This window comes from Microbulbifer sp. (assembly GCF_051659245.1).
Taxonomy (GTDB): domain Bacteria; phylum Pseudomonadota; class Gammaproteobacteria; order Pseudomonadales; family Cellvibrionaceae; genus Microbulbifer.
In genome coordinates this window covers 1-26,527 of the sequence record NZ_JBOFOC010000212.1, presented here as the reverse complement: position 1 = coordinate 26,527, position 26,527 = coordinate 1, and the positions used below count along the sequence as shown (strand labels likewise).

The window sequence follows — 26,527 nt, the reverse complement described above, 5'->3', positions numbered from 1 at the left end:
ATTCGAAGCAAACGGAAAGGCCGGCGGCGGGGATGCCGCCGGCAGATTTGCGCATTCCTCCTCAGAGCGGCGTCTTGGAGGCTTCCCCGGGAACTTCCCGCACCAGTCGCGGCACCAGGTAGCCGGGCAGCCGCCGGCGCAGCTGTTCCACCAGTCCCCGCGCGCGGGCATCGCTCACCTCGAAGTGCGCCGCGCCCTGCACGCGGTCGAGCTGGTGCAGGTAGTAGGGCAGCACGCCGGCGGCGAAGAGCGCCTCGCTCAGGTCTTCCAGCGCCTCGGCGCTGTCGTTTACCCCTCGCAGCAGCACCGCCTGATTGAGCAGGCTGACCCCGGCATCGCGCAGTTTTTGCAGGGCGACGCGCACTTCGCCATCTATCTCGTTGGCGTGGTTGCAGTGTACCACCAGTACCGGCACAAGCCTCGAGCCGGTGAACCAGTCGATCAACTCGTCGGTGATCCGCGCCGGCACCACTATCGGCAGGCGGCTGTGCAGCCGCAGTTTGTCCAACTGCGGCATCGCCGCCAGCTCGGATACAAGCCAGGCCAGCTGGCGGTCGCCCAGCACCAGCGGGTCGCCGCCGCTCAGGATCACCTCGCGCAGACCCGCCTGGGCACGAATGTAATCCAGCGCCCGCTGCCACTGGCTGCGGTTCAGGTGGTTGTCGCCGTAGGGAAACTGGCGCCGGAAGCAGTAGCGGCAGTTGACCGCGCACTGGCCGGCGGCGATCAGCAGCAGGCGGCCGCGGTACTTGTGCACCACCCCCGGCACCGGGTTGGCCGCCGCCTCATCGAGGGGATCGGCGCTGAAACCGGGGCTGGGCTGCAGCTCCGGTGCGCCGGGCAACACCTGCAGCAGCAGGGGGTCGCGCGGGTCGCCGGGGCGCACGCGCTTCAGGAAGGGGCGCGGCACGCGCAGGGAGAATTCTTCTGCGGCGGCGAGTGCGGCCGGCAACTGCTGCGAGTCCAGTTGCAGCAACTCGATCAGTTCCCGCGGATCTGTCACCAGGTCCGCCATTTCCTCCTGCCAGCGGCGTTCGCGCGCGGGGATTTCGCCGATTGCGACTGGGTGCTGTGTCATAGGGTTCAGGGTTAAAAGCGCGCATTGTAGCAGGGCGGCGAGCCGGACGGCGATTTATTGACCAGCCCGGATGGCACGCCGCCGGTATCAAAAGCGCCTAACACCGACACCTGGTCCCGGCACCTGACATTTCTGCTAGGTGACGCCCCCCGCCTCCTTAATTAGCCTGCTTGCTCATGCAAACGATCGCTGGCCGCGAGCAGGGAAGCCCAAGCAAGTGCAGTTCAAGCAGTCGCCCCCCTTCCGCTCGCGCAAATTCCCGCGGGATTGCGCAATGCTTCCCGGCCCCCCCGGCCACCAGTAAATCACTCAACCACTATCAGGAAACCGCCATGGAACAAGTCGAGAGCAAACGCCCCGCTGCGGAAAAAAAAGCCCGCAAGGACGGTGTTGCCAAGGCCGCGCCGCAGCAGCGCGAACCCACCACGCCGCTGGAGCCGGCGCCGCCAGCCAATACGGCTCTCTTTCCGGTCACCACCGAGGTGCCACAGGACCGCGAGTATGTCCTCTGGTACGACTCCTGCGTGCTGGCGGCGCTGGACGAGGAGACCCGCAAAGCCATTGTCCAGCGCCTGGGACAGGGGCGCTACAACGGCATAGTGCTCTACGCCGACAACTTCGAGGAGCTGCACAAGGCGGTTTCCCCGCGCCTGCAGCGGGTACTGCACCTGGAAACCATTGATGAGTGGGCCCAGTTCACCAAGCACCTCGAGGAGGGTGCAGGAAAGAAACAGGTGGCGGTGGTATCCAGCTACAAGCCGCAGGTACTGGCCGCGGCCCGCGATGCCGGCTTCCGCACCAGCCTGCGCATGCATGTGGACAACGCCGCCAGCCTGCACGCCTCCTTCCATCAGGGCATGCACTACGACCACCTGATGGTGTCCTTCAAGGATCCGACCAATATCCCGCTGGAGCTGGTGATCGCCGAGTTGCACAAGAGCAACACCGTGCTGCTGAAAGAGGTGCATCAGGACGTGGACGATGCGGTCATCGCCCTCGGCGTACTGGAGCTGGGCAGCGACGGCGTGCTGGCATCCTTCACCACCATGGAGCAGTTCGACCGCTTCGCCGGCAAGATAGACGCCCAGGCGTCGCCGAAGATCGATGTCCAGGTGGGCGTGATCGACCGTATCACCCACCTGGGCCTGGGCTACCGGGCCTGCATCGACACCACCCATATGTTCAACCCGGACGAGGGCATACTGGTGGGTTCCACCTCTACCGGTGGCATCCTCTGCTGCCCCGAGGTCTTCCACCTGCCCTACATGGAGCTGCGCCCCTTCCGCATCAACGCCGCCTCGGTGCACAGCTATGTGTTCCAGAGCAACGACCGCACCAGCTACATCAGCGAGCTGCGCGCCGGCAGTCAACTGACCACGGTCAACGCCCGCGGCGAGACCCGCCAGGTGTACGTGGGCCGCACCAAGACCGAGATACGCCCACTGCTTCTGATCGAGGCCACTTTCCCGGAAAACCGCAAGGTCAACATCATCATGCAGGACGACTGGCACGTGCGGGTTTTCTCCGACAAGGCCAGGCCCCTGAACGTTACCGAACTCGTGCCCGGCGACCGGGTGCTCGGCTTCGGCACAGAGCCGGGCCGTCATGTGGGCGTCAAGGTGGACGAGCACATCATCGAGCTCTGATTCCTCCACCCGGGAGGCGGCGCCTGTCCCCGGTGCCGCGCCCGCTTTGCGATCAACCGGAAACAAAAGGAGTGTGGAAGTGCATCAGGTACTGATTACCGGCGTCACCGGCTTTGTCGGCAGCGCCCTGGCGGCGAGTTTCCTGGCCCGCGGCGCCAGTGTCACCGCCGTTTCACGCAACGACCCCGACGGCGTGCGCACCATCAACGCCGTGCTCACCGCCGCCCACGGCTGCGGCCTGGATGTGAGCGGCGCAGTGGAGCGCCACCTGCGCGTGATAGACATCGATTTCGCCGAACTGGAGACGGCGCTGGCCGAGACCGGGCTGGAGCAGATCACCGAGGTCTGGCACGTGGCCGCGGAGATGAGCTACTCGGCCCACAAGCTGGGCGTCTCCTTCGACACCAATGTCGGCAACAGCGCGCGCTTGTATGAGACCGCCGTGCGTTGCGCGCCCAACTGCCGCCGCTACTACTATGTATCCACCGCCTATGTGGCGGGCATGGCCGGCGGTCCGGTGCGCGAGGAGCTGCACTCCAGGAGCCACATGGTCAACACCTACCAGGTCACCAAGTGGAGTACCGAGCAATCGCTGCACCTGCTGCAGCAGCGGCTCGGCCTGCCGGTCACCATCTTCCGCCCCACCGTGGTCGTGGGCCACCGCCACACCGGTTGGGCCCACCGCAACGGCTTCGGCTTCTACATGTTCCAGGACGCGATGATCGCCATCGCCCGCGCCGGTCACCCGGAGCTGACCGTAGACCTGCTGCCCGACACGCGCCCGGACCTGGTGCCCATCGACCAACTCTGCGCCGACGCCTGCTCCCTGACCCTGCGCCAGCACAGCGGCGACGACTTCGAGGTGTTCCACGGCAGCGGCGGCATCAATGTGCGCATGGAGGAGATAGTGCGCATCTGGGGCCAGGTGGCCGGCGTCAACGCCCGCCTCGGCGCCCCCACCACCTCGCTGGAGCAGAAATTCGACCGCGCAGTGGGCCCCAACCGCCCCTTCGCGCGCACCGAGTGGCAGTTCGAGCGCACCCGCCTCGACGCCGCCATCGGTCTCGAGCGGCCGGTACAGCCATTGTCCCGCGAGGAACTCTACGCCCTGTGCAGCTGGTACGCCGACGAGGCCAGCGGCAAGAGCGAGACCCGCGCGACCGAAATCGCCGAAGCCAGTTGAGGGACAGCGCCGTGACCAGCCTCACCACCGCCGCGCCCGCGGACACCGCCGACCGCGGCGGCCGCCCCCTGGACGCCCTGGCCGAGGTCTTTGTACACCTGGGGGAGATGGCCAACACCAACACCAACCAGATAGTGATCGTCAGCGGCCGCCTGGACGCCGCGGCGCTGGAGCAGGGCGTACGCCGCGCGGCGGCGCAGATCCCGCTGCTGCGTACCCGGCCCGACGGCGGCCGGCTGCGGGCGTTCGACACCGCCGGCACCCGCTGGGTGGAGCACCTGGAGTACGCCGGCGCCTGCGATTTCAACGATCCCGATTTCCGCCGGCTACTGATGGATTTCAGTTTCGCGCGGCGCCTGCAGTGGCGCGAGCGACCGCCGCTGCAGCTGCTGCTGGTCACCGGCAACGGCGGTCACAACTCCTGCGTCTACCTGAGCAGCCACCACGGCGCGGCCGACGCCCGCAGCGACTGCCTGCTGCTGCGCCGGATCATCGAGCACTACGCCCATATCACCGGCGTGCCCGGCGCCGCGGCCCCCACCGGCAAGCTACCCTTCGCGTCGCTGGCGGAGATACGCCCGGACTGGTACCGCCCGCTCTCCCGCGGGCGCCGCTGGCTGCGCGCCCTGGGCAGCGTCGCCGCGGACCTGCTGCGGCGCGATGCCGGCTTCGAGGTACCGCTGCGCGGGCAGCGCTGGGAGGGGGTTGCCGACGACCCGGACATAGGCCGCCTGGATTTCTTCCAGAGCCTGCTGTCGCGGGAACTGGAGGAGCGGCTGGGAGCGACGGCGAAAAGTGCCGGCGTCACCGTGAACACGCTGCTGTGCGCGGCACTGGCGCGGCTGATGGAGTCCGCTGGCGACCAAACCGGCGGCCACCTGCGCATCACCTGCGCGGTGAGCCTGCGGCGCCTGATCGAGCGCCGCTACGACCGCAGCTTCCGCAACTACCTGGTGCCGAGCGGCATCCGCCTGCGCGCCGGCCAGGACACCGACGCGCTGGTGCACAGTGTGCACTCCGCCTTCGGCCGCGCCCGCAGCGACCGCCAGATTGGCACGGAGCTGGGCCGCCTGGAAACACTGCTGCCGCTGCTGAGGCTGCGCCCGCTGCGCGGCCCCGCCCGCCGCCTGCTGAACCTGTGCCAGGGCACCAACGCCTGCTACTCGAACCCCGGGCGCATCGAGGAGAACTTCTCCTCCTTCGGCTCGGCGCAGCACGGCACCCAGAGCTATGTTGGTTTCGGCTGCCTGGTGCCGCCCTACGACTTCATTCTCTACACCCCCACCGTCAACGGCCGCATGCAGCTGGACCTGGTCTACCGCCGCGCGGCCTTCAACGACGTCCACAGGGAATTCGCCGCACCCTTCCTGGAGGCCCTGCGGCGGCTGCTGGACGAGCTGGAATCCTCACCGCGGAGATGATGCCAAGATGATGAGCTACGCAATCGCTACTATCGCAACCCTGCTGCTCGGTTACCTGCTGTTCGCCGCCGCGCGCCTCGGCTATTTCGGCCGCCTGTCCCTGCTGGCAAAGTGGGACGACCGCGTGGACCGGGCGCTGGAATTCGCCGCGCGCCGCCACGGCGACCGCGAACTGGTGGAGCTGGCCCAGCCCCTGGCCTGGACCCGCGAGCAGCACTGGAGCGCACCGCTGATCCTGGACACGGTCAGGAAGCTGTCCGCCTGCTGGCACCACCTGGGTGTCGGGGAGGGCGAGCGGGTGGCCATTTACAAGGCCAACCAATTCGACTACTTCCTCTTCTCAGTGGCCTCCCTGCGCATCGGCGCCATCGCGGTGCCCATCAACGTCAATGTGAGCGCGGACATCGCCGCCGGCTATATGGCGCGCATGGACGCCAAGCTGCTGGTCACCGACAGCGGCGGCTGGCAGAAGCTGGCGGCGCTGGGCGAGAAGCAGCTGCCCGCGGGCATGCGGCAGGTGGTGCTGGCGGACGCGCCACCGCACGCCGGCAGCGCCGCGGCAAGGGTGCGCAGCCTGGCCGGCCTGCTGAACGAGGCGCTGCCGGCGGCGCCCGAGCGCAGCCGCGGCGGCGAAGATCCCCTCTATATAGTGCATACCTCCGGCACCACCGGCGTCCCCAAGGGCGTGATCCTGAAACAGGAGGGCATCGCCCAGTCACTGCGCTCCATAGTGCTGTTCAACCCGGTGTCCACCCGCGACTTGGCCTGCTTCGCCCTGCCGCTGAACCACCAAGTGTCGCACCTTTACCTGCACGGCGTGCTGCTGATGGGGGTGCGCTGCCTCGTCGACGGCGAGCTGGCGGCGCCGGGGCTGATAACACTGCTGCGCGAGCGCAAGCCCAGCGTCTTCTTCGGCTTCCCGATCACCTACACCCGCCTGCTGGAGGCCGGCGTCACCGAGCAGCCACTGGACAGCCTGCGCATCTGGGGCACCACCGCCGACGCCAGCCACGAGGTTCAGCAGCGCGCCCTGATCCCCCACGGCTCCTTCTTCACCCGTCTCGGCATCCCGGTGAAGGGCTCCCTGTTCGTGGACGGCCTCGGTTCCAGCGAGGTGGGCATAGCGGCGCTGTTGCGCATCGCCACCCCCTGGACAAAACACTTCGGGCGCCGCGTGGGCCGCAAGACACCTCTGGGCCCGCAGATCAAGATCGCCGACGCCGACGGCGTGCCGGTGGCGAAAGGCGAGGTGGGCAGGCTGATGATCAAGGGCAAGAGCATGTTCGGCGGCTACTGGAACGCCCACGACGTCTTCTACGACGCCACCCGCGACGGCTGGTGGTTCACCGGTGACATGGTGCGCGAGGGCGACGACGGCGAAGTGGTGCACCTGGACCGCGAGGTGGACGTGATGCACACCGCCCGCGGCCCCGTCTACACCCTGCCGCTGGAGGAGATAGTGCTGAAGCAGCCGGGCGTGCTGGACACCTGCGTGTTCGGCGTGCGCCCGCGGGCGGACGGCCCCGAAGCGCCCGCCGCGGTGGTGGCAACCCGCGCCGATGCGCCCATCCGCGACCCACAGACACTGCGGCGCACACTGAACGCGCTGCTGCCGGAGGAGCAGCAGCTGGCCCACCTGTGGCTGATCGACTGGGCGGAATTCCCCATCGGCGCCACAGGCAAGACCCTCAAGCGGCGCCTGCGCGAGCGCTACAACCAGTTGCTGCAGACGCAACAGAGCGAAACCAGGGAGAAGGACCCATGCGAAGCCGGCGCACTGCAAACCGCCTGATCCCGGCACTGCTCGCCTCAGTCTCAGCCCCGCTCTTCACCGCCCTCGTCGCCGCCCCAGCGGCCGGCGACGACGGCTGGGCCTTCGACAGCAGCAGGCAGAAGGGGACCTGGAGCACCGACTACGAGCTGACGCTGCAACTGATCCGCGAGCGCGAGCACCTTTTCTCCGCCTTTTCCACTTCTTCGGGGGGCGGCGGCCGCGCCGAGCGCATCGCCGCCGAGCTGCGCCTCGACCTGCAGCTGCGCTGCAATTCAGAAGTCTGCGACGGCACCCGCCTGGTGCTGAAGCCGCGTTTGGCCCTGGCCGACGACGAGCGCCCGCGGGCCATGCCGGACCCGGAGCCCGACTGGCTCGCCGAGGGCTACCTGCTGCGCGAGCTGGGCGGCGGCGTCCGCATCGGCGCCGGCAAGCGCCTGGTGGGCTGGGGGCCGTCGCTGTCGTACAGCCCCACCAACCGCCTGTTTCCCGACAACGGCGCCGTCACCCCGCGGCGCGATATCCCCGGCAAGCCGATGGCCTTCGCCAGCACCAACCTGTCCGCGCGCGGCCGCGCCAGCCTGCTGCTGGCGGACCCGCGCCTGGACCCGGTGGAGGGGATAGAAAGCGGCGGCACCTTCGGCCTGGCCCGCGCCGAGTGGAACTGGGTCGAGGGGCAGGTCACCAGCCTCGGCGCCGTAGCCGGCGGCGGCGGCGGCTTCCGTCCCTATGTGGGCGGCTATTTCCAGCGCGGCCTGGGCGACGCCTGGACCATCGGCGCCGAGATGGCCGCGTCCCGCGGCTACGCGGACGCAGAGAACGGCGCCCCGCACCTGGCGCAGAACCGCGAGCGCTGGCGCTGGGACGGCGTCTTCAACCTGCGCTACGGCGCCGCCTCCGGCGCCGAGACAGGCCTGGAACTGATTTACAACGGCTATGCCCAGAGCAAAGCCGAGCTGCGCAACCCCCAGATCGCCGCCCTGCCCTCGGCGGGGCGCGGCCCGTCGCGCAACCGCCCGCTGCACCCCTATGTGCAGCGCCGCTACGCGCTGCTGCAGACCACCTGGCCGAAGCTGTTCGGCGACCGCCGCTGGGGGCTGACCGCGCGGCTGCTGCAGGGGCTGGACCGCGCCAGCACCAGCAGCTTCGCCGAGCTTTCCTTCAGCCCCGGCGATGCCGCCACCGTCTACCTGGGCCTGTCCCTCAGCCGCGCCGGCGAAGCCCTGGAAATGAGCCAGCCGGTGACCCGCAGCGTCTACCTGGCCGTGGATGCCTTTTTCTGAGCGGGAACAAGTACAGCGACAAATGAAAGGAGAGAAGAGATGAACCTGGTCGAATTCGAATCCGTCACCAAGCGATACCGGCTCGGCGAGGTGGAGGTCACCGCCCTCGACAGCGTCGACTTCGCCGTGCGCAAAGGAGACTTCGTCGCCATAACCGGCCCCAGCGGCAGCGGCAAGACCACCATGCTGAACCTGGTCGGCTGCCTGGACAGCCCCACTTCCGGCGAGATCCGCATTTCCGGCCAGCCGGTCAGCGGCCTAGAGGACCGCGCCCTGGACCAGTTGCGCAGCCGCAGCTTCGGCATCATTTTCCAGAACTTCAACCTGGTGCCAGTGCTGACCGCACTGGAGAATGTGATGTTGCCGTTGTACCTGCACCGACAGCCCAGGGCGGAGATGCGCAGGCGCGCCGCTGCCGCCCTGGCCTCAGTCGGCCTGACCCGCTTCGCCGACTTCCGTCCCGACCAGCTGTCCGGCGGCCAACGCCAGCGGGTGGCGGTGGCCCGCGCCCTGGTCACCGAACCCAAGCTGATCCTGGCCGACGAGCCCACCGCCAGTCTCGACACCGCCAGTGCCCTGTCCCTGGTGGAGCTGATGAAGCAGCTGAACACCGAGCGGCAGGTGACCTTCGTCTTCTCCACCCACGACCAGCGGCTACTGCAACACGTCAGCCGGGTCGTGGAGCTGCGCGACGGCCAGTTGTCCAGCGGCAAGGCGCCCCGGGCCGAAGAGGCCGGCGCCACCATACCGCTGACCAGCGACAGCGAGGTGGCGTGATGTGGTCCATGGCTCTCCGCAATCTCTACCGCGACCGCCGGCGCACCCTGGCAACGGTCATCGCCGTGGCCGCGGGCCTGTTCGCAGTGCTGATGTTCCTCAGCTATATCCGCTTCGTCGAAAGCTCCCTGGCCTCGGTGGTCATCTACCGCGACGCCAATGCCCATGTGCAGGTGTACCGCAGGGACGGCCCCGAGCAGTTGGCGGCAACGCCAGCGCAGTACTCCCTGGACAGTGCCGACCAGGCGCTGATTCACCGACTCGCCAGCGATCTGCCGCATTTCCTGCGCGCCTCAAACCAGTTGGTGGGGGTCGGCGTGGTGCAGGCCGATGACGACAGCGCCGTCTTCCTGGCCCGCGGCATAGACCCGCAATTCGAAACCGCGCTGCACGCGCAGAGCCCGCTGGCGGCGCCGCCTCCGCCTGAGGACGGCCTGCTGCTCACCACCCAGTTGCAGGATCTGCTCGGCTACCCGGAAAAGGGCGCGACTCTGCAACTGTTCAGCGCCTCCTACGCCAACCGCATGAACGCGATAGAGGCGCCGCTGGTGGGCGACTTCTCCACCGGCATAGAGGCGATAGAGGACAAGGGCCTGAAGGCACCGCTGGCGCTGCTGCAATCCCTGTACGACACCGACGCTGTGTCGCGTGTGGTAGTGCAGCTGGACGACCGGCTGCACAGCGGCCCCTTCCGCGAGCGGCTCACCGCCGGGCTGGAAGACCAGGCCCCCGGCCGCTTCGAGGTCACCACCTGGGATCACCCGCAGATAGGCCAGCTGTACACCAGCTTTATGGGCTTCTTCAACATGGTGTTCGCCTTTACCGGCCTTGTGGTGTTCACCATCGCCCTCACCACCATCCAGCACACCGTGGCGATGAACGTAGCCGACCGCACCCGCGAGATCGGCATGCTGCGCTCCCTCGGCTTCGGCCGCGGGCGCATCGCCGGGCTGTTTGCGCGCGAAAGTCTGCTGGCCACCCTGGCGGCGGCGCTGCTGGCGGCCGCGCTGGCCTACGCGGTGATGCTCGCGCTGCGCCTGGCCGGCGTGGAGACCCAGCTGCCGCGCATCGCCGAACCGGCGGTGCTGGCGCTGCGGCTGCCGCCGCTCTGGGCCCTGGGCGCCGTCGCCTGCGCCGGCGCCGGCATCGCCTTGGGGGCGCTGGTCACCGCGCGCAAGCGGGTCGGCGGCGAGGTGCGCCCCGGCCGCCGCGGCGTGCCCCTGACCCGGCTGCTGGCCTCCGCCGCCTGCCTGTTGCTGGCCGTGCCGCTGCTGGTGCCGGCGCAAGCCGGGGAAGCGCCGGCTATGGAAGAGGTCTCGGCGACCCAGGCGCCAGACGAGGAAACGATGCGCCAGTGGCTGCGCGAGGCGGACCTGGCCCGCGGCGGCTGGGGCAGCTACCAGTGGAAGCTCAGCATCCACACCGAGGACCCCGCCGGCGCCACTGACACCGACTACGACATCGCCGTGCGCGACGGCCGCGCCCTGGCCATGACCACGGCGCCGCGGCGCTACCGCGGCGAGAAGATACTGATCGCGTCCCGCGCCATGTGGTACGCCAAGCCGGGGCTGCGCAAGCCGGTGAGCATCAGCCCCCAGCAGCGCCTGGTGGGCGAGGCGGCCAACGGCGACATAGCCGCCACCCAGTACGCCCGCGACTACACCCCCGAGTACCTGGGCAGCACCGACCTGGACGGCACCCCCTGCTACAAGCTCAGGCTGACCGCCGCCACCGACGGCGCCACCTACGAAGCCATCATCTACTACATCGACAAGCGCAACCGCCTGGGGGTCAGGGCGGAGTTCCTGACCGCCAGCGGCATGCCCCTCAAGAAAGCCCACTTCGAGTACGGCAACCGGGTGCTGGTGGACGGCGAGGAGCGGCCCTTCGTGTCGCGCATGAGAATCGTCAACGCGAACTTTCCCGAGCGCTACAGCCTGCTGGAGTACAAACGGGTGTCCCCAGCCGACCCGCCGGACAGCCTGTTCACCGTCGACACACTGATGACCCTCTAGGAGCAGATATGACCGTCAAACTGTTGCTGACCATGTCCCTGCGCAACCTGTGGCGGCAGGGGCGCAAAACCCTCGGCACCTTCGTGGTGATGAGCGTCTCCGTGCTCGCCCTCGCCCTGCTGTCCGGCTACATGCAGTCCAACGTGGAGCTGATCCGCGACGCCTTTATGCGCTGGGGGGCCCGCGGCCACCTGGTAATAGAGAGGCCCGCGTCGGAGCTGGCGCGGAAGGTGGAGGGCGCCGGCCAGCTGCCGCTCACCGCCGCGCTGCAAGAGCGCATAGACGCGGTGCTGGTGGAGGACCCGCAGGTGGTCGCCAGCGCGCGGGTGCTGCGCATTTCCGGCATGGTGTCGAACCCGCAGGTGAGCACCATCTTCGCCGGCATCGGCCAGGACGTGCAGGAGATACGCGCTATCAAGGGCCCCGCCTACGAGTACGACGTGGTCGCCGGCACCCCGCTGTGGATGGAAACGCACCCGCAGCCCCTGGTCCTCGGCCAGGGGCTGGCCGCCATCCTCGGCTGCGAAGTCCCGGACGTGGGCTTCGCGCCGCTGCAGCCCGGCGACACGCCGCAGTCGCGACCGCTCGAGTGCCCGCCGGGGCCGCTGGAGCTGACCGCGACAACCCGCGGCAAGGCCCGTATCAACGCGGTGCGCGCGGTACCCACCGGCATCATGGACTGGGGTATCAAGGAGATCAACGACCGCCTGGTAGTGATGCCCATGGCCGACGCCCAGGCGCTGCTCAACACCAGCGACGTCAGCGAGTACCACCTGCTGCTCGAGGACGGCGCCGATATCGCCGAGGCGCAAAAACGCATCGCCGGGCAACTCGCGGACGCCGGCCTCGGGGATGTGGAGGTCTTCCTCTGGTCCGACCGCGCCACCTTCTACCGGCAGGTGAAGGCAGTGCTGGGCGGTTTCCTTAATTTCATCGCCGTGATCGCCTGCGCCATCGGCTTCACCAGCCTGCTGAACGCCAGCTACATGAACTTCTCCCAGCGCGCGCGGGAGTTCGCGACCCTGCGCAGCCTCGGTTTCACACGCCGCTTCGTATTGGCCCTGACCGCGCTGGAGAACTGTTGGCTGGCCCTGGGGGCCGCGCTCGCCGGCATCGGCATCACCTCCGCCATCGTCTGGGCGGTGCGCGAGGCACAGATCATGTGGACGCCGCCCGGATCCAGCAACGCGGTACCGGTGGACCTGGCCTGGGTGGTGCCCACTTATGTGGCCGCGGTACTGGGCGTGGTACTGATCGCGGCCTTCGCCAGCTCCATTCCCACCCGCAAGATACTGAAGCGGCCGATTCGCGCTGTGCTGTCTGACGCGTGATCCCCCTCGCAGCAAAGGAGAAATTTCAATGACTGAAATGGCACGCAAACGGCGCTGGAAGCGCTTCGTCGACCCGCAGTCCGGCAGAGCCCTGGTGGTACCCCTGGACCACGGCCTGACCTTGGGCCCCATCCCCGGCATCAGCCACCCGGAGGACATATTGCACTGGCTGAGCGCGGAGGTGGCCACCGGCGTGGTACTGCACAAGGGCTTCGCCGAGCGCTTCGGCGGCAGTCTCGGCTGCGGTCTGGTGATCCATCTCAACGGCTCGGTCAGCCTGGACGAACAGCCGGACCTGAAACAGCTGGTGACCACCGTGGAGGCCGCCGTGCGCCTGGGCGCCGACGCGGTCTCGGTGCAAACCAATTTCTCCGCCGCCACCGCCTCCCACAACCTGCGCCTGATCGGCCGGGTGGTGGACGAGGCCCACGCCTGGGGACTGCCGGTGCTGAACATGGTGTACGACAGGACCCGGGCCGAAGGCCGCGGACTGGAGCGCATGCGCCACTTTATGCGCGCCGCGGTAGAGTTGGGGGTCGACGCCCTCAAGGTGGCGGCGCCAGCGCAGCTGGATTGCATCCCGCAACTGCTGGACGGTGTGCAGGACCACACGCCGGTGCTGTTTGCCGGCGGCACCCTGGCCGACGAGGGCGCGCTGATCGAGCTGGCGGAGGCTGTGGTGCACCACGGCGCCGGGGGCATCTGCGTGGGCCGCAACGTGTTCCAGCGGGCCGCGCCGGCGGCCACCTTGCGGCGCCTGCTGCACGTCTTCCGCAACGGCGGTTCCTCCGGTCTCGACTTCGCCCGCCCGCTGGCAGCGCGGGAGCGGGAGGCGGAACTGGCGGTGTGACATGACACCGCCACCCCACCCGGCGCCTCGAACCAAACCCTGAAACCTGAGTAATAAAAAGAGAGACACAGCCGTGATTCACATCGATTCCAGTCCCGGATGCGTCGACCTGCTGGTCGACCGCCACGTCCGCGCCGGCCGCGGCGAGCACCCCGCACTGGTGGAGTGCAGCCCCGCGGGCCGCCGCAGCCTGAGCTACCGCGAGCTGCAGCAACGCAGCCTGGCGGCGGCCCAGGAGTTGAACGTGCGCCTCGCCGGCAGCCGCAGCCAGCAGCGCATCGCGCTGGTGGGCTCGGCGACGCTGGAGAATATCGTCTACTGGCTGGGCGCCATGCGCGCCGGTCACCTGCCGTTCGCGGTGCACCCGGCCCAGCCAGCGGATCACTACGGCGGGCTGTGGGAAGACTTCGACCCGGCGTTGGTGCTGGCGGACAGGACCGCGCCGCTCCTGGAAGAGGCCGAGCCGATGAGCCCGGTGGCAGAGCTCGCTGCCGCCGGCGCGGTGCGGGGGCAATTGGGGGAGGTCAGCGACCTGGCCGCCGACCTGGACCGCCGACCGGCACTGGTGCTGGCCACCTCCGGCTCCACCGGCCGCCCCAAGCTGTGCGTGCACAGCCACCGCGCCTTCTGGGCCTTCGAGCGCAGTGTCAGCCGCGCGCTCTGGGATATCCGCGCCGACGACCGGGTGCTGGCCAGCACCGGCCCCTTCTTCTCCTTCGGCCTGCAGGGGCTACACGTGCCCCTGAGCCGTGGAGCTACCGCGGTAATGCTGCCGGAGTGGCAACAGCACGCGGATTTTCTCGAGGTAACCGAGGCCGAGTCTGTCAGCGTTTTCCTGGCCGTGCCCACTCTCTACCACCTGCTGATGTCCCGCGCCGCCCGCCCCTATCAGTTGGACGCGCTGCGCCTGTCCCTGTCTGCCGGCGAGCGGCTGCCGCCGGTGATCCGCGAGCGCTGGCAGGCCTGGAGCGGCTCGCAGATGCTGGACTCCATCGGCACCACAGAGACCTTTGCGCCCTATTTATCAGAGACGGCCGCGGGCGCTTCGTTGGAGAAAACCGCGGGCAGGGCGGACGACAGCCACGCCCTGCAGCGCGTCGACGGCTTCCACTACACGGAGACCTCCCACGGCGACGGCGTCCTCTCCCTGTCGATCAGCGGCGGCTGTCTGATGCTGGGCTACCTGGCCCCGGCCAGCGGCGGCCTCCTACAGGAGGCCGCGACGCCCTTCGACACCCGCGATCTCTTCACCCGCGACGATGCCGGCCTGCACTTCGTGTCCCGCGACAGCGAGCGCATCAAGGTGGCCGGGCACTGGGTCAGCCCCCAGGAACTGGAGGAGTTCCTGCTCGCGGACAGGCGTGTGATCAAGGCGGCGGCCCTGCCCCTGGAGACTACCGAGGGACTGACCCGGCTGCGCGCCTACGTGGTGGCCGACACCAGCGGCTATGCGGCCACGGCACTGGTCAACGATCTGATGAAACGCATACGCGAGCAGCTGCACCCCCGTGCGCTGCGCCCGGACCGCATAGAGCTGGTGGAGGATATCGCCACCACGCCGAGCGGGAAAATCAAGCGGCAGGAGCTGCGCGACCTGGTGGGCCGCCCGGTGGCCAGGGCCGGCGCGATGCTGGCCTAGGGCCGGATCAGCCCCAGGGACAGGGCGCGGGCCACGGCCTGGCGCCGGTTGGAGACACCAAGCTTATGAATGATGTTGCGGAAGTGGAAATTCACCGTCGCCTCGGAGCAGCCGAGAATGCGCGAGATCTCCCAGGAGGTCTTGCCGGCCGACGACCAATGCAGGCACTCGCCCTCGCGCGGGGTCAGGCCCACATCCGCCGCAGCGCCGGCCTCCTTGATGTGCACTATTGCCTCGTAGGCGTAGGCGGCCAGCAGTTGGATGGTGGGCATGGTCTCGGTGAGCCAGGACTCCAGCCGCGTATTGAAAAAGGCGCCGTTGGCGACCGAAATCATCATCGCCCGGCTGTGCCGCGCGCCGCGCAGCGCCGTGGCCACACCGGTGGCAATGCCGTGGGCGGCGGACTCCTCGTACAACTCGCAGGCCTCGCCGGGGAAGTGATGCCGGTGCCAGATCATCGGCACCGGCGACTGCTGGCAGTGGCGCACCACCGGATCGCGCCCCACCCATTGCAGGCGGTTGTAGCGCTCCACGCAGTTCTGCGGATAGTTGGTTTTCACCTCATAACCGGGCGCGGCAGGGCTCTCGAGAGCAATCAGGAAAAAATCGAAACCTATGGCGCTGACAGATCGCTGGATCCGGTCCTTGACCTGGTCGATGGTCTGCGCGTCCAAGAGGTCGGGCAGGGCTCGTATCACTTCCTTTTGTGGGCACAAGATCATTTCCCCCAAAACTAGAGAAAAATTGAAAACTTATTCTGTTTTCCCTCACAGAAACATCCCGATAGTAGCGCAAGCAGATGACAAATAGGAGAAAAGAAATTGCCATTTCGCAACAGGGCACACCCGCGCGAGGCGCGCGAACCCACGCGGATCACAACAACCAGAGGCAGACAAAAGAGCCGCCTGGCGGCAAGGCACACCAACCGGAAGTCACAAGGAGTCAACACCCGATGGATATGCAGCTTGAATTGCTCGAGGCCAGCAAGAGCGCCCTGATTGAGCGGGTCCGCTCGCACCCCTTCCTGCGGCGCTGCCGCGAGGGCCGCGTAGCACTGGAAGAACTGAGGATATTCCTGGCCCAGCAGGGGCTCTACAGCGGCTACTTCACCCGCTACCTGTGCGCGATGATGGCCAACCTGCCCGGCAACGACGAGGTGCTGGCGCTAGCGGAAAACCTGTTCGAGGAGCTGGGCCTGGAGCCGGACACCCCCCAGCCCCACCACCTGATCTACCGCACCATGCTCGACCGCTTCGGGGTGCGCCTAGAGGATGCCGAGGCCCTGCCCGGCACCCGCCTGCTGATCGGCAGCATGTTCCGCCACTGCCGCGACCCGCAGCCGAGCGCGGGCCTCGGCGCCCTCTGCCTGGGCGCCGAGGCGCTGGTACCGGCACTCTACGCCGACATAGTCACCGGTTTCCGCGCCTGCGGTGCGGCAGACAGGGACCTGGAGTTCTTCCTGCTGCATATAGAGTGCGACGACGGCCACGCCGAAACCATCCGCGACATCATGGTGGATATCGCCTGCGCAGATCCCGCGCAACTGGACACCATGCTCGGCGCTGGCAGCGACCTGGTGGAGGCGCGGCTGAAGTTCTTCGACTCCATAGAGATGGCCTTCCGCGAGTCGCGGGCGCAGGGCGAACATCTGGAGGCGCAACCCGAGGCAATTCCCGTGACCCGAATGGCACTAAGTTAAGCGATAAAGCTTGATGCGAAGGGCCTTAACTTAGTGCCATTACCGCCTGCCCCCACTGAAGGAAATGACAGTGACCACAGAGAAAACCACAGGGGAAACCCTGTCGATGGAAAAGGGTGAACTGGTGGAGCGCGCGCAGGAAGGAATGTGCCGGCACCTCGACACGCCCGGCTGGTCCCTGCGGGAGAAGCTCGCCCTCACCTGCCACATACTCTTCGCCCAGGGACACGACTCGGGTCTGGCCGGGCAGATCACTGCTCGGGCCCAGGCGCCAGGGACCTATTACACCCAGCGCCTCGGCCTGGGGTTTGATGAGATCAGCGCCTCGAACCTGCTGGCGGTGGACGAGGACCTGGAGGTGCTGTCCGGCGGGGGCATGGCCAACCCGGCCAACCGCTTCCACTCGTGGATCTACCGCGCGCGGCCGGATGTGCGCTGCATAGTACATACCCACCCGCTGCATATCTCCGCCCTGTCGATGCTCGGGCGGCCCCTGAAGGCCGCCCATATGGACACCTGCCCATTGCACGGGGACGTCGCCTTCCTGGCGGAGTGGCCCGGGGTGCCGGTAGGCAACGGCGAGGGCGAGATCATCTCCGCGGCGCTGGGGGAAAAGCGCGCGGCGCTGCTGGCCCACCACGGCCTGGTGGTGGCCTGCCGCTCAGTGGAGGAGGCCTGCGTGCTGGCCATCCAGTGCGAGCGGGCCGCGCGCCTGCAGCTCCTGGCCGAGTCCGCGGGCCCAGTGCGCGATATTGATCCAGAGCTGGCCCGCGAGGCCCACGACTGGGTGCTGCAGGAGAGGCGTGTGCAGGCCACCTTCGCCTACTATGCCCGGCGGGTACTGCGGTCCCTGCCTGCGGGCGACGTGGACCCCTTGGGCTGATGCTGCACCGGCTGCACCGCATCTCGGCACTACTGATCAGCCTGTATGTGGTCTTCCACCTGGCCAACCACCTGGCCGCGCTGGGCGGGGTGGAGACGCATATCGCCTTTATGCAGAACTACCGCCAGGTCTACCGGGCCTCACTGGTGGAACCGCTGCTGCTGGCCTGCGTCCTCTTCCAGGTGGGATCCGGTATCACCTTTATTGTCCGCCGCCGCGGCCAGAGGCGCGGATTCTTCGATCGCGCCCAGGCCCTCTCCGGCGCCTACCTGGCGTTCTTCCTGCTCTTCCATCTGAGCGCCGTACTCTACGGCAGGTTCGTGCAGGGCCTGGACACCAACTTCTACTTCGCTGCCGCGGGCCTGCAACCCGGCGCCTACCCGGGCTTCTTCATGCCCTACTACGCCCTGGCGGTACTGGCCTATTTCACCCACCTGGCCTGCGGGCTGAGCTGGCTGACGCGCCGGCGCCTACCCACCGTCGCCCGCGACAGAGCCGCCATCGGCGCCATGGCCCTGGGCCTGCTGCTGGCGGTCACCATAGTCGCCGCCTTCAGCGGCGTCCTCTACCCGGTGGAATTACCGGCGGAGTACTGCCTCGGGAATTGCTCGGAGCCCCCAGTTCGTTAAGAGCGCACCGCTCCTGTATAATTCGCCGGCTTCAACCGACGATTATTGGGATTTTCATTTTTATGGCTAGTTACTCCACCAACGAATTCAAGGGCGGCCTCAAGGTGATGCTCGACGGCGATCCCTGCTCCATCGTGGAGAACGAATTCGTCAAACCCGGCAAGGGCCAGGCGTTTAACCGCGTGAAGCTGCGCAACCTGAAAACCGGCAGGGTGTGGGAGCGCACCTTCCGCTCCGGCGAGAGCCTGGAGGCCGCGGACGTGATGGACCGCGATATGGAGTACCTCTACAACGACGGCGAGTTCTACCACTTTATGGAGCCGGAGACCTTCGAGCAGCACCAGGCCTCAGCCGACGCGGTGGGCGACGCCGCCAAGTGGCTGAAAGAGCAGGATATGTGCACCGTGACCCTGTACAACGGCACACCGCTCGCGGTCGCTCCGCCCAACCATGTGATCCTGGAGATCACCGACACCGATCCGGGCCTGCGCGGCGACACCGCCCAGGGGGGCACCAAGCCCGCCACTCTGATCACCGGCGCGGTGGTCAAGGTACCGCTGTTCCTGGAGATCGGCGAGACCATCAAGGTGGACACCCGCACTGGTGAATACCTGGGGCGCGCCAAGGAAGATTGATCACTTTTTCTGTAGGAGCGGGCCATGCCCGCGACAAATCGGCAGGATAGCCGATTTGGACGCCGCAGGCCCCGGAGGGCGAGCACCATGGACAAATCAGCCGGAAGCGGATTTGAGCAGCTTTAGCTGGCCGAAGGCCGAGGCACATGGATGTGCCGAGCTATTGTGCGAGTCAGCGGCATGTGCTACGTAGCAAGGTTGATCGCGGGCATGGCCCGCTCCTACAAAGTTTCTCCCACATGACCGAGAATTCCTGGCAACCCACCGCTCCCATTGAGGCCCTGCGCCACCGCGCGCGGCTGCTGGCGGATATCCGCCGCTTCTTCGCCGGGCGCGGTGTGCTGGAAGTGGAAGTGCCGCTGCTCTCCCGCCGCGCCACCAGCGATCCGCATATCGAGTCCGTCACCGCCCTCTGCGGCGGCGAGCCCGCCTACCTGGCCACCAGCCCGGAATTCGGCCTCAAGCGGCTGCTGGCCGCGGGGATGGGGGACTGCTACAGCCTCGGCAGAGCGTTTCGCGAGGGCGAGGCCGGCGGCCGCCACAACCCGGAGTTCACCATGCTGGAGTGGTACCGGGTGGGCTGGGACGACCGCCAGTTGATGGGGGAAGTGGGAGAATTGCTGGGCCGACTGCTCGGCACTGAACGGGTGCGCACGCTCAGCTACCGCGAACTCTTCCTGCAACAGTTGCAACTGGACCCGCACACCGTCTCCGATGCGGAACTGCGCGACTGCGCGGGGCGCGAAGTGGAGCTGTCCTTCACGCCCGCCAGTCGCGACGAGTGCCTGGACCTGCTGATGAGCCACCGCCTGGAGCCGGCCATGGGCGAGGGCATCACTCTGGTATACGATTTCCCCGTCGGCCAGGCGGCCCTGGCCAGGGTGGTGGAGGACGACACCGGCACCGCCGTGGCGCGGCGCTTTGAGGCCTACGCCGGCGGCATGGAGCTGGCCAACGGCTACTGGGAACTCACCGACCCCGAGGAGCAGCTGCGGCGCTTCCAGGCGGACCACCGCTACCGCGCCGCGCACAAGCGGCATGTATATCCCTTCGAGGAGCGGCTGGTGGAAGCGCTGCGCGCCGGAATGCCGGAGTGCGCCGGGGTGGCGCTGGGCGTGGACCGGGTGCTGATGCTCGCCGGCGGTTATTCGCGCATAGAGGAGGTCATCGCCTTTCCGACAGGGCGCGCATAGAGTGCGCCGTTAAGGCTCGTAGCGATAGCGGGTCACCTCGCCCACGGCGAAGAAACCGGTCTCCAGATAGAGCTCCTGCCGCTCCACCGGCGTCAGCGCCACCGCGTGCTTGTGATGGCTGCCCAATGCCTGGGCCACCAGGTAGTTGAACAGCGCGCGGCCGATGCCGCGGCCCCGGTATTCCTCCCGGGTGATCAGGTCGTAGAAGCCCAGGGCATCGGCGGAGGCGAACAGGCAGCCACCGGCCACCGGCCTGCCCTCCCACTTGCCCAGGAACAGTTTCAGGCGACCGCGCTTGTGCTCCGGCAGCTCCTGCAGCTGGCGGTAGAACTTCTTGATCTGCGGCCCCTCGAGTGCGCCTTTGAACGCCTCCGCCTGCAACTCGGCGTAGTCGGCTATCTCTTCCACGGCCGCTGGCGCCAGCTCCAGTTCCGGGGGGCGCTGTTCGTCCGCCGCCAGCCGCTGCACCTCCACTGCCATGGCCACCAGCGTATCCTGGCGCACCACCCCCAGTTCCGCCAGTTCGGCGTGATCCAGCGGTTTGTTGGCGCAGTGCCAGAGGGTGAAGGGACTGTGGCGCTCGGCGAAGTAGTCCACCACGAAGCGCTGCAGTATACGCGTGGGCATCACCGCATTGCTCACCACCAGGTTGAAGGTGTGGGACAGCAGGCCGCTGTCGGTGCGCAGCACACCGGTGATCTCCCGGGTGTGGTCCGGGTTCAGCAGGCCGGCGCAGTAGCTGGCCTTGGCCTCCAGATTGCGGCAGACCAGGTTTTTGGCGCTGAGACTGTATTTCATTCTTACAAGAATAGCGGTTGCCCGCAGGGGTGCAGGCCTGGGACACCCCTACAGGAACGATGGCGCCAGAGCCATCAGCGCAACTGATAGCCTTCAGCGTAATGATCGCCATCAGCGTAACTGATAGCCGTCAGCGCAGCTGCCTGTCCACCTCCGACAGCGCGCACTGGTCCATGGACAGCGCCGGCTGGTCGCAGCTGGCGTCGCCGATCACCCGCGCGGGCACGCCGGCCACCAGCTTCTGCGCCGGTATCGATTTGAGCACCACACTGCCGGAAACCACCTGGGCGCACTGGCCGATCTCGATATTGCCCAGCACCTTGCTGCCGGCGCCGATCAATACGCCGCGGCGCACTTTGGGGTGGCGGTCGCCGCTCTCCTTGCCGGTGCCCCCGAGGGTCACCGACTGCATGATCGATACGTTGTCCTCCACCACCGCGGTCTCGCCGATCACGATACCGGTGGCATGATCCAGCAGTATGCCCTGCCCCAGCTCCGCCGCCGGGTGAATGTCCACGCTGAACACCACCGAGATGCGGTGCTGCAGGAACAGCGCCAGGGAGCGGCGCTTCTGGCGCCACAGCCAGTGGGCCACGCGGTGGGCCTGCAGGGCGTGAAAGCCCTTGAAGTACAGGAAGGGTTCGTAGAGGGCGCTGCAGGCGGAATCCCGCTGGTGGACAGCGGCCAGGTCGGCGCGCGCGGCGCGGCCGATGCCGGCGTCCGCCGCCAGTGCTTCGTCGATCACCTCGCGGATCAGCAGCGCCGGCGCCACCGGGCTGTCCAGCTTGTTGGCCAGATGGAAGCTCAGCGCCGATTCCAGGGTGTCGTGGTTGAGGATGGTGGCGTGCAGGAAGCTCGCCAACATCGGTTCCCGCTCCACTTGCTGGGCCACGCCGCCGCGGATCTCCCGCCAGATTTCATCGGTTTTCACATCCACTCGGTAAGCTTCCATCAACAATATTCCTCCTTCAGACGGCGCCCAGGGTCAGCGGCGGTTCCTGCAGCGCAGACAACTGCTCGCGCAACGCCAGTATATGTGTCCCCCAGTAGTGCGGAGTGTTGAACCAGGGGAAGGCCAGGGGGAAGGCCGGGTCCTGCCAGCGACGCGCCAGCCAGGCGGCGTGGTGCATCTGGCGCAGGCAGCGCAGCGGTTCGATCAGCTGTAACTCCTTCGGGTCGAAACTGGAGAAGGTTTCGTAGCCCTCGACCACCGCGTCCAGGTAGGCGGTCTGTTCGGCGCGGTTACCCGAAATGAGCATCCAGATGTCCTGGATCGCCGGGCCGGTGAGGCAGTCGTCCAGGTCCACGAACCAGGGGGTCTCCTCGCGCCACAGGAAGTTGCCGGCGTGGCAGTCGCCGTGTAGGCGCAGGGTCGCCCAGTCGCGCTCGAACAGCGGTGCTATCCGCTCGATGATATGGGCGGTCACCGATTCGTAGGCCTCGCGGTTTTCCCGCGGCAGGAAGTCGCCGGCGAGGATGAATTCGCGGCTGTCGATGGCGAAGTGCTGCAGGGTCAGCGCCGGCCGGTACTGGAAAGGCCTGGCGCGGCCCACCGCGTGGATGCGCCCGAGCATGGTGCCCACCTGCTCCAGGTGCTCGAAATTGTCCAGCTCCACCTGCCGCCCGCCGCGGCGGGGAAAGAGCGCGAAGCGGAATCCCCCGGCTTCCATCAGTGTGCGGCCGTCGAACTGCAACGGCGCCACCACGGGAATCTCCGCCGCCGCCAACTCCAGGGTGAACTGGTGCTCCTCCTCGATCTGCTCGTCGCTCCAGCGGCCCGGGCGGTAGAACTTGGCGATCAGCGGCTCGCTCTCCTCGATACCCACTTGGTAGACGCGGTTTTCGTAGCTGTTCAGGGGGAAGATGCGCGCGTCGGACACCAGCCCGGCGCTCTCCACACAGTCGATAACCATATCCGGCGTGAGGGCTTCGTAGGGGTGGTGGCTCTGGGGCATGACATATCCGGGGTTTACATAGGACGGCTATGCTAACCCGGCCCGCGCGCCGGGAACAAACAGATAAGACAGCGCCGCCGATCTCTGTAGGATTCCCCGTAGGGTGGATAAGCGCAGCGCATCCACCAGCCATCTGGTGGATGCGCTGCGCTTATCCACCCTACTGTGTGCCTTTCTCCAACAACCCTGCGGCTCTTTTGCGGCCAAGTAAAAACGGCGGCGTGTATGAACGCCGCCGTCTTTCGTTGACTGCAACAGGGTTGCAGTGTGAATCCATCCTGTGAGGTCCGGATTATTTCAGGTCAAAACGGTCCAGAGTCATCACCTTGGTCCAGGCGTCGACAAAGTCCCCGACGAATTTTTCCCGGTTGTCGTCGGTGGCATAGACTTCCGCCACGGCGCGCAGCTCGGAGTTGGAGCCAAAGATCAGGTCCACCGGGGTGGCGGTCCACTTCAGCTTGCCGCTCTTGCGGTCATAGCCTTCGTAAATGCCGTTTTCCCCGGACGACTTGGACCACTTGGTGGACATATCGAGCAGGTTCACGAAGTAGTCGTTGGTCAGGGCGCCCGGGCGCTCGGTGAAGACGCCGTGCCGGGAGTCGCCATCGTTGGCGCCCAGGGCCCGCATGCCGCCGACCAGTACGGTCATTTCCGGAACACTCAGGGTCAGCAGGTCGGCGCGGTCGATCAGCATCTCCGCGGGGGAGAGGTGGCTTTCGCTGCTGTAGTAGTTGCGGAAACCGTCCGCCTTGGGTTCCAGGAAGGCAAAGGACTGCACGTCCGTCTGCGCCTGCGCCGCGTCGTTGCGGCCCGGCTCAAAGGGCACCCGAATGTCGTGGCCCGCTTTTTCAGCTGCCTGCTCGATGGCGGCGGCGCCGCCCAGAACGATCAGGTCGGCCAGGGAGACCTTCTTGTTCCCGGACTGCTTGCGGTTGAAGTCTTTCTGGATGCGCTCCAGGCGGCCCAGGACTTTCTTCAGCTCGCGGGGATCGTTTACGGCCCAGTCTTTCTGGGGCGCCAGGCGGATGCGCGCTCCATTGGCGCCACCGCGCATGTCGGTACCGCGGAAGCTGGAGGCAGAGGCCCAGGCGGTTCTGACGAGCTGTGGAACGGTCAATCCGCTGTCCAGAACCCTGGCTTTCAGTGCCTCGATGTCCCGGTCGTCGATCAGGGTATAGTCGACGGCTGGGATCGGGTCCTGCCAGATCAGGATTTCTTTCGGCACCTCACTGCCCAGGTGGCGCGCGCGCGGGCCCAGATCGCGATGCGTCAGTTTGAACCAGGCCTTGGCGAAGGCCAACCGGTACGCTTCGGGGTCTTCCACGAAGCGCTTGGCGATCTTGCGGTATTGCGGGTCGAACTTCAGCGCCAGGTCGGTGGTGAACATGATGGGCGCGTGGCGCTTGTCGGGAATGTGCGCATCCGGAACGAAGCGGGCCTGATCGGCGTTTTTCGGCACCCACTGAGTGGCGCCCGCCGGGCTCTTGCTCTTCACCCATTCAAACGCGAACAGGTTGGACAGGTACTGGCTGCTCCACATGGTCGGGCTGGCGGTCCAGGCGCCTTCCAGGCCACTGGTAACAGTGTCTTCCGAGTGGCCCTTGCCGCACTTGTTCTTCCAGCCGAAGCCCTGCTCTTCCAGGGCGGCACCCGCCGGAGCTTCGCCCACGCACTCCTCGGGTTTGTGGGCACCGTGGGCCTTGCCGAAGGTGTGGCCGCCGGCGATCAGGGCCACGGTCTCCTCGTCGTTCATGGCCATGCGGCCGAATGATTCGCGGATATCTTTGGCGGCGAGCAGCGGATCGGGATTGCCGTTGGGGCCTTCCGGGTTGACGTAGATCAGACCCATCTGCACCGCGGCCAGCGGTTTTTCCAGTTTTCTGTCCCCGCTGTGGCGCTGGTCACCCAGCCACTCTCTTTCGGAGCCCCAGTAGACGATATCGGCCTCCCATTCGTCTTCGCGGCCACCGGCAAAGCCGAAAGTCTCAAAGCCCATGGATTCCAGGGCCACGTTGCCGGCCAGTACCATCAGGTCCGCCCATGAGATCTTGTTGCCGTATTTCTGTTTTACCGGCCACAGCAGGCGGCGCGCCTTGTCCAGGCTCACGTTGTCGGGCCAGCTGTTGAGGGGCTCAAAACGCTGCTGCCCACCGCCGGCGCCACCGCGGCCATCGTAAACCCGGTAGGTGCCGGCGCTGTGCCAGGCCATGCGGATAAAGAAGGGGCCGTAGTGACCGTAGTCCGCGGGCCACCAGTCCTGGGAGGTGGTCAGCACCTGTTCGATGTCTTTTTTAAGCGCATCCAGGTCGAGGCTGTTGAAAGCTGACCCGTAATCGAAGTCTTCACCCATCGGATCAGACTTCCCGGCGTGCTGGCGGAGGGGTTGCAGGCTGAGTTGGTCGGGCCACCAGTCCTGGTTGGACATGGGGGCCTCCTTGGCATTGACGTTAGCGGAGATGGCTACAGCCAACACCGCCGCCAACGGAAGGGCTCTTTTTAACATTGTACTTACACTCCTTATGGCTTCTCCTATTGAGTAGGAACAGCTTATTGAGGTGCACAATGGCTGGAAAATTAGACATTGTTATCGCTCTGATAGCTACGGCCAATTCATGGAATTCAACTACAGTGGCGCCGATTTCAGAGGCCACATTCACCTGAAGGATTTGCGCCCGCGGCTGGCGGCCTGAGCTAAGCTTGCCCTGAGCCCCAAGGGGCATCCTTTCCGCCACCGGCGCGGGCCAGGCCCGCGCTTCTACCCGGAATCGAGCTGACAGGGACCCGCTATGCCGACAATATTTCCCGTAAAATCCGCCGCCACAATCGCTATTCTCGGCATCCTGCTGTCGCTGGCCGGCTGTGACCGCGAGCGGGAACCGCAGAGCGCTTCCCCGGAGGACCGGCCTCCGGTCGGCAAGTTGAAATCCAAGCGGGAAACTTTCGAACGTCAGGCAAGCGGTTGTCCCGAAGAGGAATGCGCGTCCGTGTCCATCACCCGCGAGGTATTCGAACAGCGGCCCGCATTGAACAGAGCCGTTCTTCAGCAGTTGATCCGCCAACTCCAGGGAAACGGTGAGGATCAGACGTCTGCAAACAGCCTCGAGGAAGTCGCCGACATCTTTCTCGCCGAAGCCGCGCAGGGACACGTGGGGAGCAGCGCCCGCTGGCAGCTCACCGGCGAGGCCAAGCGCCTGGCCCGTCGCGACGACCTGCTCACGGTGGAGATCAACAGCTACCTCTATACCGGCGGCGCCCACGGCATGCCGGCCACCCACTGGCTCAACTGGGACCTGGCCGCGGACGAGGAGGTACCCTTGAGCGAGACGATCCGGAAGGGCCAGGAGAAGGACTTCTGGGGAGAGGCCCGGGCGGCGCATCGGCGCTGGCTGGACACACAGCCGGGAACCGACAGGGAGTTCCGCGAGACCTGGCCATTCCGGCGCAGCAATGACTTCCGTTTCGACGACCAGGGCCTGGTGTTGCTTTACAACGTCTACGCCCTGGGGCCCTATGTCCTCGGCCCGGTAGAACTGACAATCCCCTGGAAGGACCTGCGCGGCATAGTGCACGAACAGTACCTGCCGGAGAAACAGTAGATCGCTCGCTAAGAGCCTGTTTAGAATCTCGCGAAGAACTCTCCAGGTCGGGAGGGGTGCCTCTTTTCGGGACCGTATGAGGCAGGGATGCCGATTACGAGCGTACAGGGACGTATTTAAGGGGGGCGCCCAGCCCGTGTCCCGG

22 protein-coding genes are annotated in these 26,527 nt (G+C 66.8%); 16 read left to right on the top strand and 6 right to left on the bottom strand.

What is annotated here, in order from left to right; all coding sequences use genetic code 11:
- Positions 1-61: 61 nt before the first annotated feature.
- Positions 62-1,078 carry an EF-P beta-lysylation protein EpmB gene (gene epmB, locus ACRC0P_RS19590; protein ID WP_438632993.1) on the bottom strand — a complete coding sequence of 339 codons (1,017 nt, stop codon included), beginning with the start codon at positions 1,076-1,078 and terminating at the stop codon, positions 62-64.
- Between the two features lie 332 nt (positions 1,079-1,410).
- On the opposite strand from epmB, the gene ACRC0P_RS19585 reads away from it, so the two are divergent.
- The 10 genes from ACRC0P_RS19585 (at position 1,411) to ACRC0P_RS19540 (ending at position 14,994) form a co-directional block, all read left to right on the top strand.
- Positions 1,411-2,724 carry a 3-dehydroquinate synthase II gene (locus ACRC0P_RS19585; protein WP_438632992.1) on the top strand — a complete coding sequence of 438 codons (1,314 nt, stop codon included), beginning with the start codon at positions 1,411-1,413 and terminating at the stop codon, positions 2,722-2,724.
- Between the two features lie 79 nt (positions 2,725-2,803).
- Entirely contained in the window at positions 2,804-3,907 is a 1,104-nt protein-coding gene (locus ACRC0P_RS19580) for an NAD-dependent epimerase/dehydratase family protein (RefSeq protein WP_438632991.1), read from the top strand.
- An 11-nt stretch (positions 3,908-3,918) separates the two neighbouring features.
- Positions 3,919-5,328: a hypothetical protein gene (locus ACRC0P_RS19575; RefSeq protein ID WP_438632990.1), complete on the top strand. Its 1,410-nt coding sequence runs from the start codon at positions 3,919-3,921 to the stop codon at positions 5,326-5,328.
- Positions 5,329-5,335: 7 nt separating this feature from the next.
- Entirely contained in the window at positions 5,336-7,120 is a 1,785-nt protein-coding gene (locus tag ACRC0P_RS19570) for a class I adenylate-forming enzyme family protein (protein WP_438632989.1), read from the top strand.
- A complete protein-coding gene (locus ACRC0P_RS19565) occupies positions 7,090-8,382 on the top strand; it encodes a hypothetical protein (RefSeq protein ID WP_438632988.1) in 1,293 nt (430 codons plus the stop codon). Before ACRC0P_RS19570 ends, ACRC0P_RS19565 begins: the two co-directional genes overlap by 31 nt.
- 39 nt (positions 8,383-8,421) lie before the next feature.
- Positions 8,422-9,159: an ABC transporter ATP-binding protein gene (locus tag ACRC0P_RS19560; protein ID WP_438632987.1), complete on the top strand. Its 738-nt coding sequence runs from the start codon at positions 8,422-8,424 to the stop codon at positions 9,157-9,159.
- 8 nt (positions 9,160-9,167) lie between these two features.
- Entirely contained in the window at positions 9,168-11,174 is a 2,007-nt protein-coding gene (locus tag ACRC0P_RS19555; protein WP_438632986.1) for an outer membrane lipoprotein-sorting protein, read from the top strand.
- An 8-nt stretch (positions 11,175-11,182) separates the two neighbouring features.
- Entirely contained in the window at positions 11,183-12,505 is a 1,323-nt protein-coding gene (locus tag ACRC0P_RS19550; RefSeq protein WP_438632985.1) for an ABC transporter permease, read from the top strand.
- A 28-nt stretch (positions 12,506-12,533) separates the two neighbouring features.
- Complete coding sequence (locus ACRC0P_RS19545) at positions 12,534-13,355, top strand: class I fructose-bisphosphate aldolase (RefSeq protein WP_438632984.1); 822 nt, start codon at positions 12,534-12,536, stop codon at positions 13,353-13,355.
- 73 nt (positions 13,356-13,428) lie between these two features.
- Positions 13,429-14,994: an AMP-binding protein gene (locus ACRC0P_RS19540; protein WP_438632983.1), complete on the top strand. Its 1,566-nt coding sequence runs from the start codon at positions 13,429-13,431 to the stop codon at positions 14,992-14,994.
- On the opposite strand, the gene ACRC0P_RS19535 is transcribed toward ACRC0P_RS19540, so the two are convergent.
- Positions 14,991-15,710 carry an autoinducer binding domain-containing protein gene (locus tag ACRC0P_RS19535; RefSeq protein ID WP_438632982.1) on the bottom strand — a complete coding sequence of 240 codons (720 nt, stop codon included), beginning with the start codon at positions 15,708-15,710 and terminating at the stop codon, positions 14,991-14,993. The genes ACRC0P_RS19540 and ACRC0P_RS19535 overlap by 4 nt on opposite strands.
- A gap of 236 nt (positions 15,711-15,946) precedes the next feature.
- Between ACRC0P_RS19535 and ACRC0P_RS19530 the strand changes: the two genes are divergently transcribed.
- From ACRC0P_RS19530 to epmA, 5 genes are all read left to right on the top strand, one after another.
- Complete coding sequence (locus ACRC0P_RS19530; protein ID WP_438632981.1) at positions 15,947-16,693, top strand: TenA family transcriptional regulator; 747 nt, start codon at positions 15,947-15,949, stop codon at positions 16,691-16,693.
- A gap of 70 nt (positions 16,694-16,763) precedes the next feature.
- Positions 16,764-17,576 (top strand): aldolase, encoded by an 813-nt coding sequence (locus ACRC0P_RS19525; protein ID WP_438632980.1) that lies wholly within the window; start codon positions 16,764-16,766, stop codon positions 17,574-17,576.
- Entirely contained in the window at positions 17,576-18,205 is a 630-nt protein-coding gene (locus ACRC0P_RS19520) for a hypothetical protein (RefSeq protein WP_438632979.1), read from the top strand. The genes ACRC0P_RS19525 and ACRC0P_RS19520 overlap by 1 nt, the downstream gene beginning before the upstream one ends.
- 62 nt (positions 18,206-18,267) lie before the next feature.
- Positions 18,268-18,840, top strand: coding sequence for an elongation factor P (gene efp / locus ACRC0P_RS19515; RefSeq protein WP_438632978.1), 573 nt, complete (start codon positions 18,268-18,270; stop codon positions 18,838-18,840).
- A gap of 239 nt (positions 18,841-19,079) precedes the next feature.
- Positions 19,080-20,033: an EF-P lysine aminoacylase EpmA gene (gene epmA / locus ACRC0P_RS19510; RefSeq protein WP_438632977.1), complete on the top strand. Its 954-nt coding sequence runs from the start codon at positions 19,080-19,082 to the stop codon at positions 20,031-20,033.
- 9 nt (positions 20,034-20,042) lie between these two features.
- Here the strand turns inward: epmA and ACRC0P_RS19505 are convergent, their stop codons facing one another.
- The 4 genes from ACRC0P_RS19505 to katG all read right to left on the bottom strand — a co-directional run bounded on the left by ACRC0P_RS19505 (position 20,043) and on the right by katG (position 25,289).
- On the bottom strand, positions 20,043-20,831 hold the full coding sequence (locus tag ACRC0P_RS19505) for a GNAT family N-acetyltransferase (RefSeq protein ID WP_438632976.1): 789 nt from the start codon (positions 20,829-20,831) through the stop codon (positions 20,043-20,045).
- Between the two features lie 130 nt (positions 20,832-20,961).
- Complete coding sequence (gene cysE / locus ACRC0P_RS19500) at positions 20,962-21,783, bottom strand: serine O-acetyltransferase (protein ID WP_438632975.1); 822 nt, start codon at positions 21,781-21,783, stop codon at positions 20,962-20,964.
- A gap of 16 nt (positions 21,784-21,799) precedes the next feature.
- Entirely contained in the window at positions 21,800-22,786 is a 987-nt protein-coding gene (locus ACRC0P_RS19495) for a serine/threonine protein kinase (RefSeq protein ID WP_438632974.1), read from the bottom strand.
- Positions 22,787-23,078: 292 nt separating this feature from the next.
- Positions 23,079-25,289, bottom strand: a complete 2,211-nt coding sequence (gene katG, locus ACRC0P_RS19490; RefSeq protein ID WP_438632973.1) for a catalase/peroxidase HPI — start codon at positions 25,287-25,289, stop codon at positions 23,079-23,081.
- 283 nt (positions 25,290-25,572) lie between these two features.
- On the opposite strand from katG, the gene ACRC0P_RS19485 reads away from it, so the two are divergent.
- Positions 25,573-26,382: a DUF3298 domain-containing protein gene (locus tag ACRC0P_RS19485; protein ID WP_438632972.1), complete on the top strand. Its 810-nt coding sequence runs from the start codon at positions 25,573-25,575 to the stop codon at positions 26,380-26,382.
- The last annotated feature ends 145 nt before the right edge of the window (positions 26,383-26,527 follow it).

Bases quoted from the DNA above. Each gene is read 5' to 3' on its own strand.
- epmA (WP_438632977.1), top strand. From the start codon at position 19,080: ATGACCGAGAATTCCTGGCAACCCACCGCTCCCATTGAGGCCCTGCGC.
- ACRC0P_RS19505 (WP_438632976.1), bottom strand. From the start codon at position 20,831: ATGAAATACAGTCTCAGCGCCAAAAACCTGGTCTGCCGCAATCTGGAG.
- ACRC0P_RS19570 (WP_438632989.1), top strand. From the start codon at position 5,336: ATGATGAGCTACGCAATCGCTACTATCGCAACCCTGCTGCTCGGTTAC.
- ACRC0P_RS19560 (WP_438632987.1), top strand. From the start codon at position 8,422: ATGAACCTGGTCGAATTCGAATCCGTCACCAAGCGATACCGGCTCGGC.
- ACRC0P_RS19545 (WP_438632984.1), top strand. From the start codon at position 12,534: ATGACTGAAATGGCACGCAAACGGCGCTGGAAGCGCTTCGTCGACCCG.
- katG (WP_438632973.1), bottom strand. From the start codon at position 25,289: ATGTTAAAAAGAGCCCTTCCGTTGGCGGCGGTGTTGGCTGTAGCCATC.
- ACRC0P_RS19565 (WP_438632988.1), top strand. From the start codon at position 7,090: ATGCGAAGCCGGCGCACTGCAAACCGCCTGATCCCGGCACTGCTCGCC.
- efp (WP_438632978.1), top strand. From the start codon at position 18,268: ATGGCTAGTTACTCCACCAACGAATTCAAGGGCGGCCTCAAGGTGATG.
- cysE (WP_438632975.1), bottom strand. From the start codon at position 21,783: ATGGAAGCTTACCGAGTGGATGTGAAAACCGATGAAATCTGGCGGGAG.
- ACRC0P_RS19485 (WP_438632972.1), top strand. From the start codon at position 25,573: ATGCCGACAATATTTCCCGTAAAATCCGCCGCCACAATCGCTATTCTC.
- ACRC0P_RS19555 (WP_438632986.1), top strand. From the start codon at position 9,168: ATGGCTCTCCGCAATCTCTACCGCGACCGCCGGCGCACCCTGGCAACG.
- ACRC0P_RS19495 (WP_438632974.1), bottom strand. From the start codon at position 22,786: ATGCCCCAGAGCCACCACCCCTACGAAGCCCTCACGCCGGATATGGTT.
- epmB (WP_438632993.1), bottom strand. From the start codon at position 1,078: ATGACACAGCACCCAGTCGCAATCGGCGAAATCCCCGCGCGCGAACGC.
- ACRC0P_RS19585 (WP_438632992.1), top strand. From the start codon at position 1,411: ATGGAACAAGTCGAGAGCAAACGCCCCGCTGCGGAAAAAAAAGCCCGC.
- ACRC0P_RS19530 (WP_438632981.1), top strand. From the start codon at position 15,947: ATGGATATGCAGCTTGAATTGCTCGAGGCCAGCAAGAGCGCCCTGATT.
- ACRC0P_RS19520 (WP_438632979.1), top strand. From the start codon at position 17,576: ATGCTGCACCGGCTGCACCGCATCTCGGCACTACTGATCAGCCTGTAT.
- ACRC0P_RS19550 (WP_438632985.1), top strand. From the start codon at position 11,183: ATGACCGTCAAACTGTTGCTGACCATGTCCCTGCGCAACCTGTGGCGG.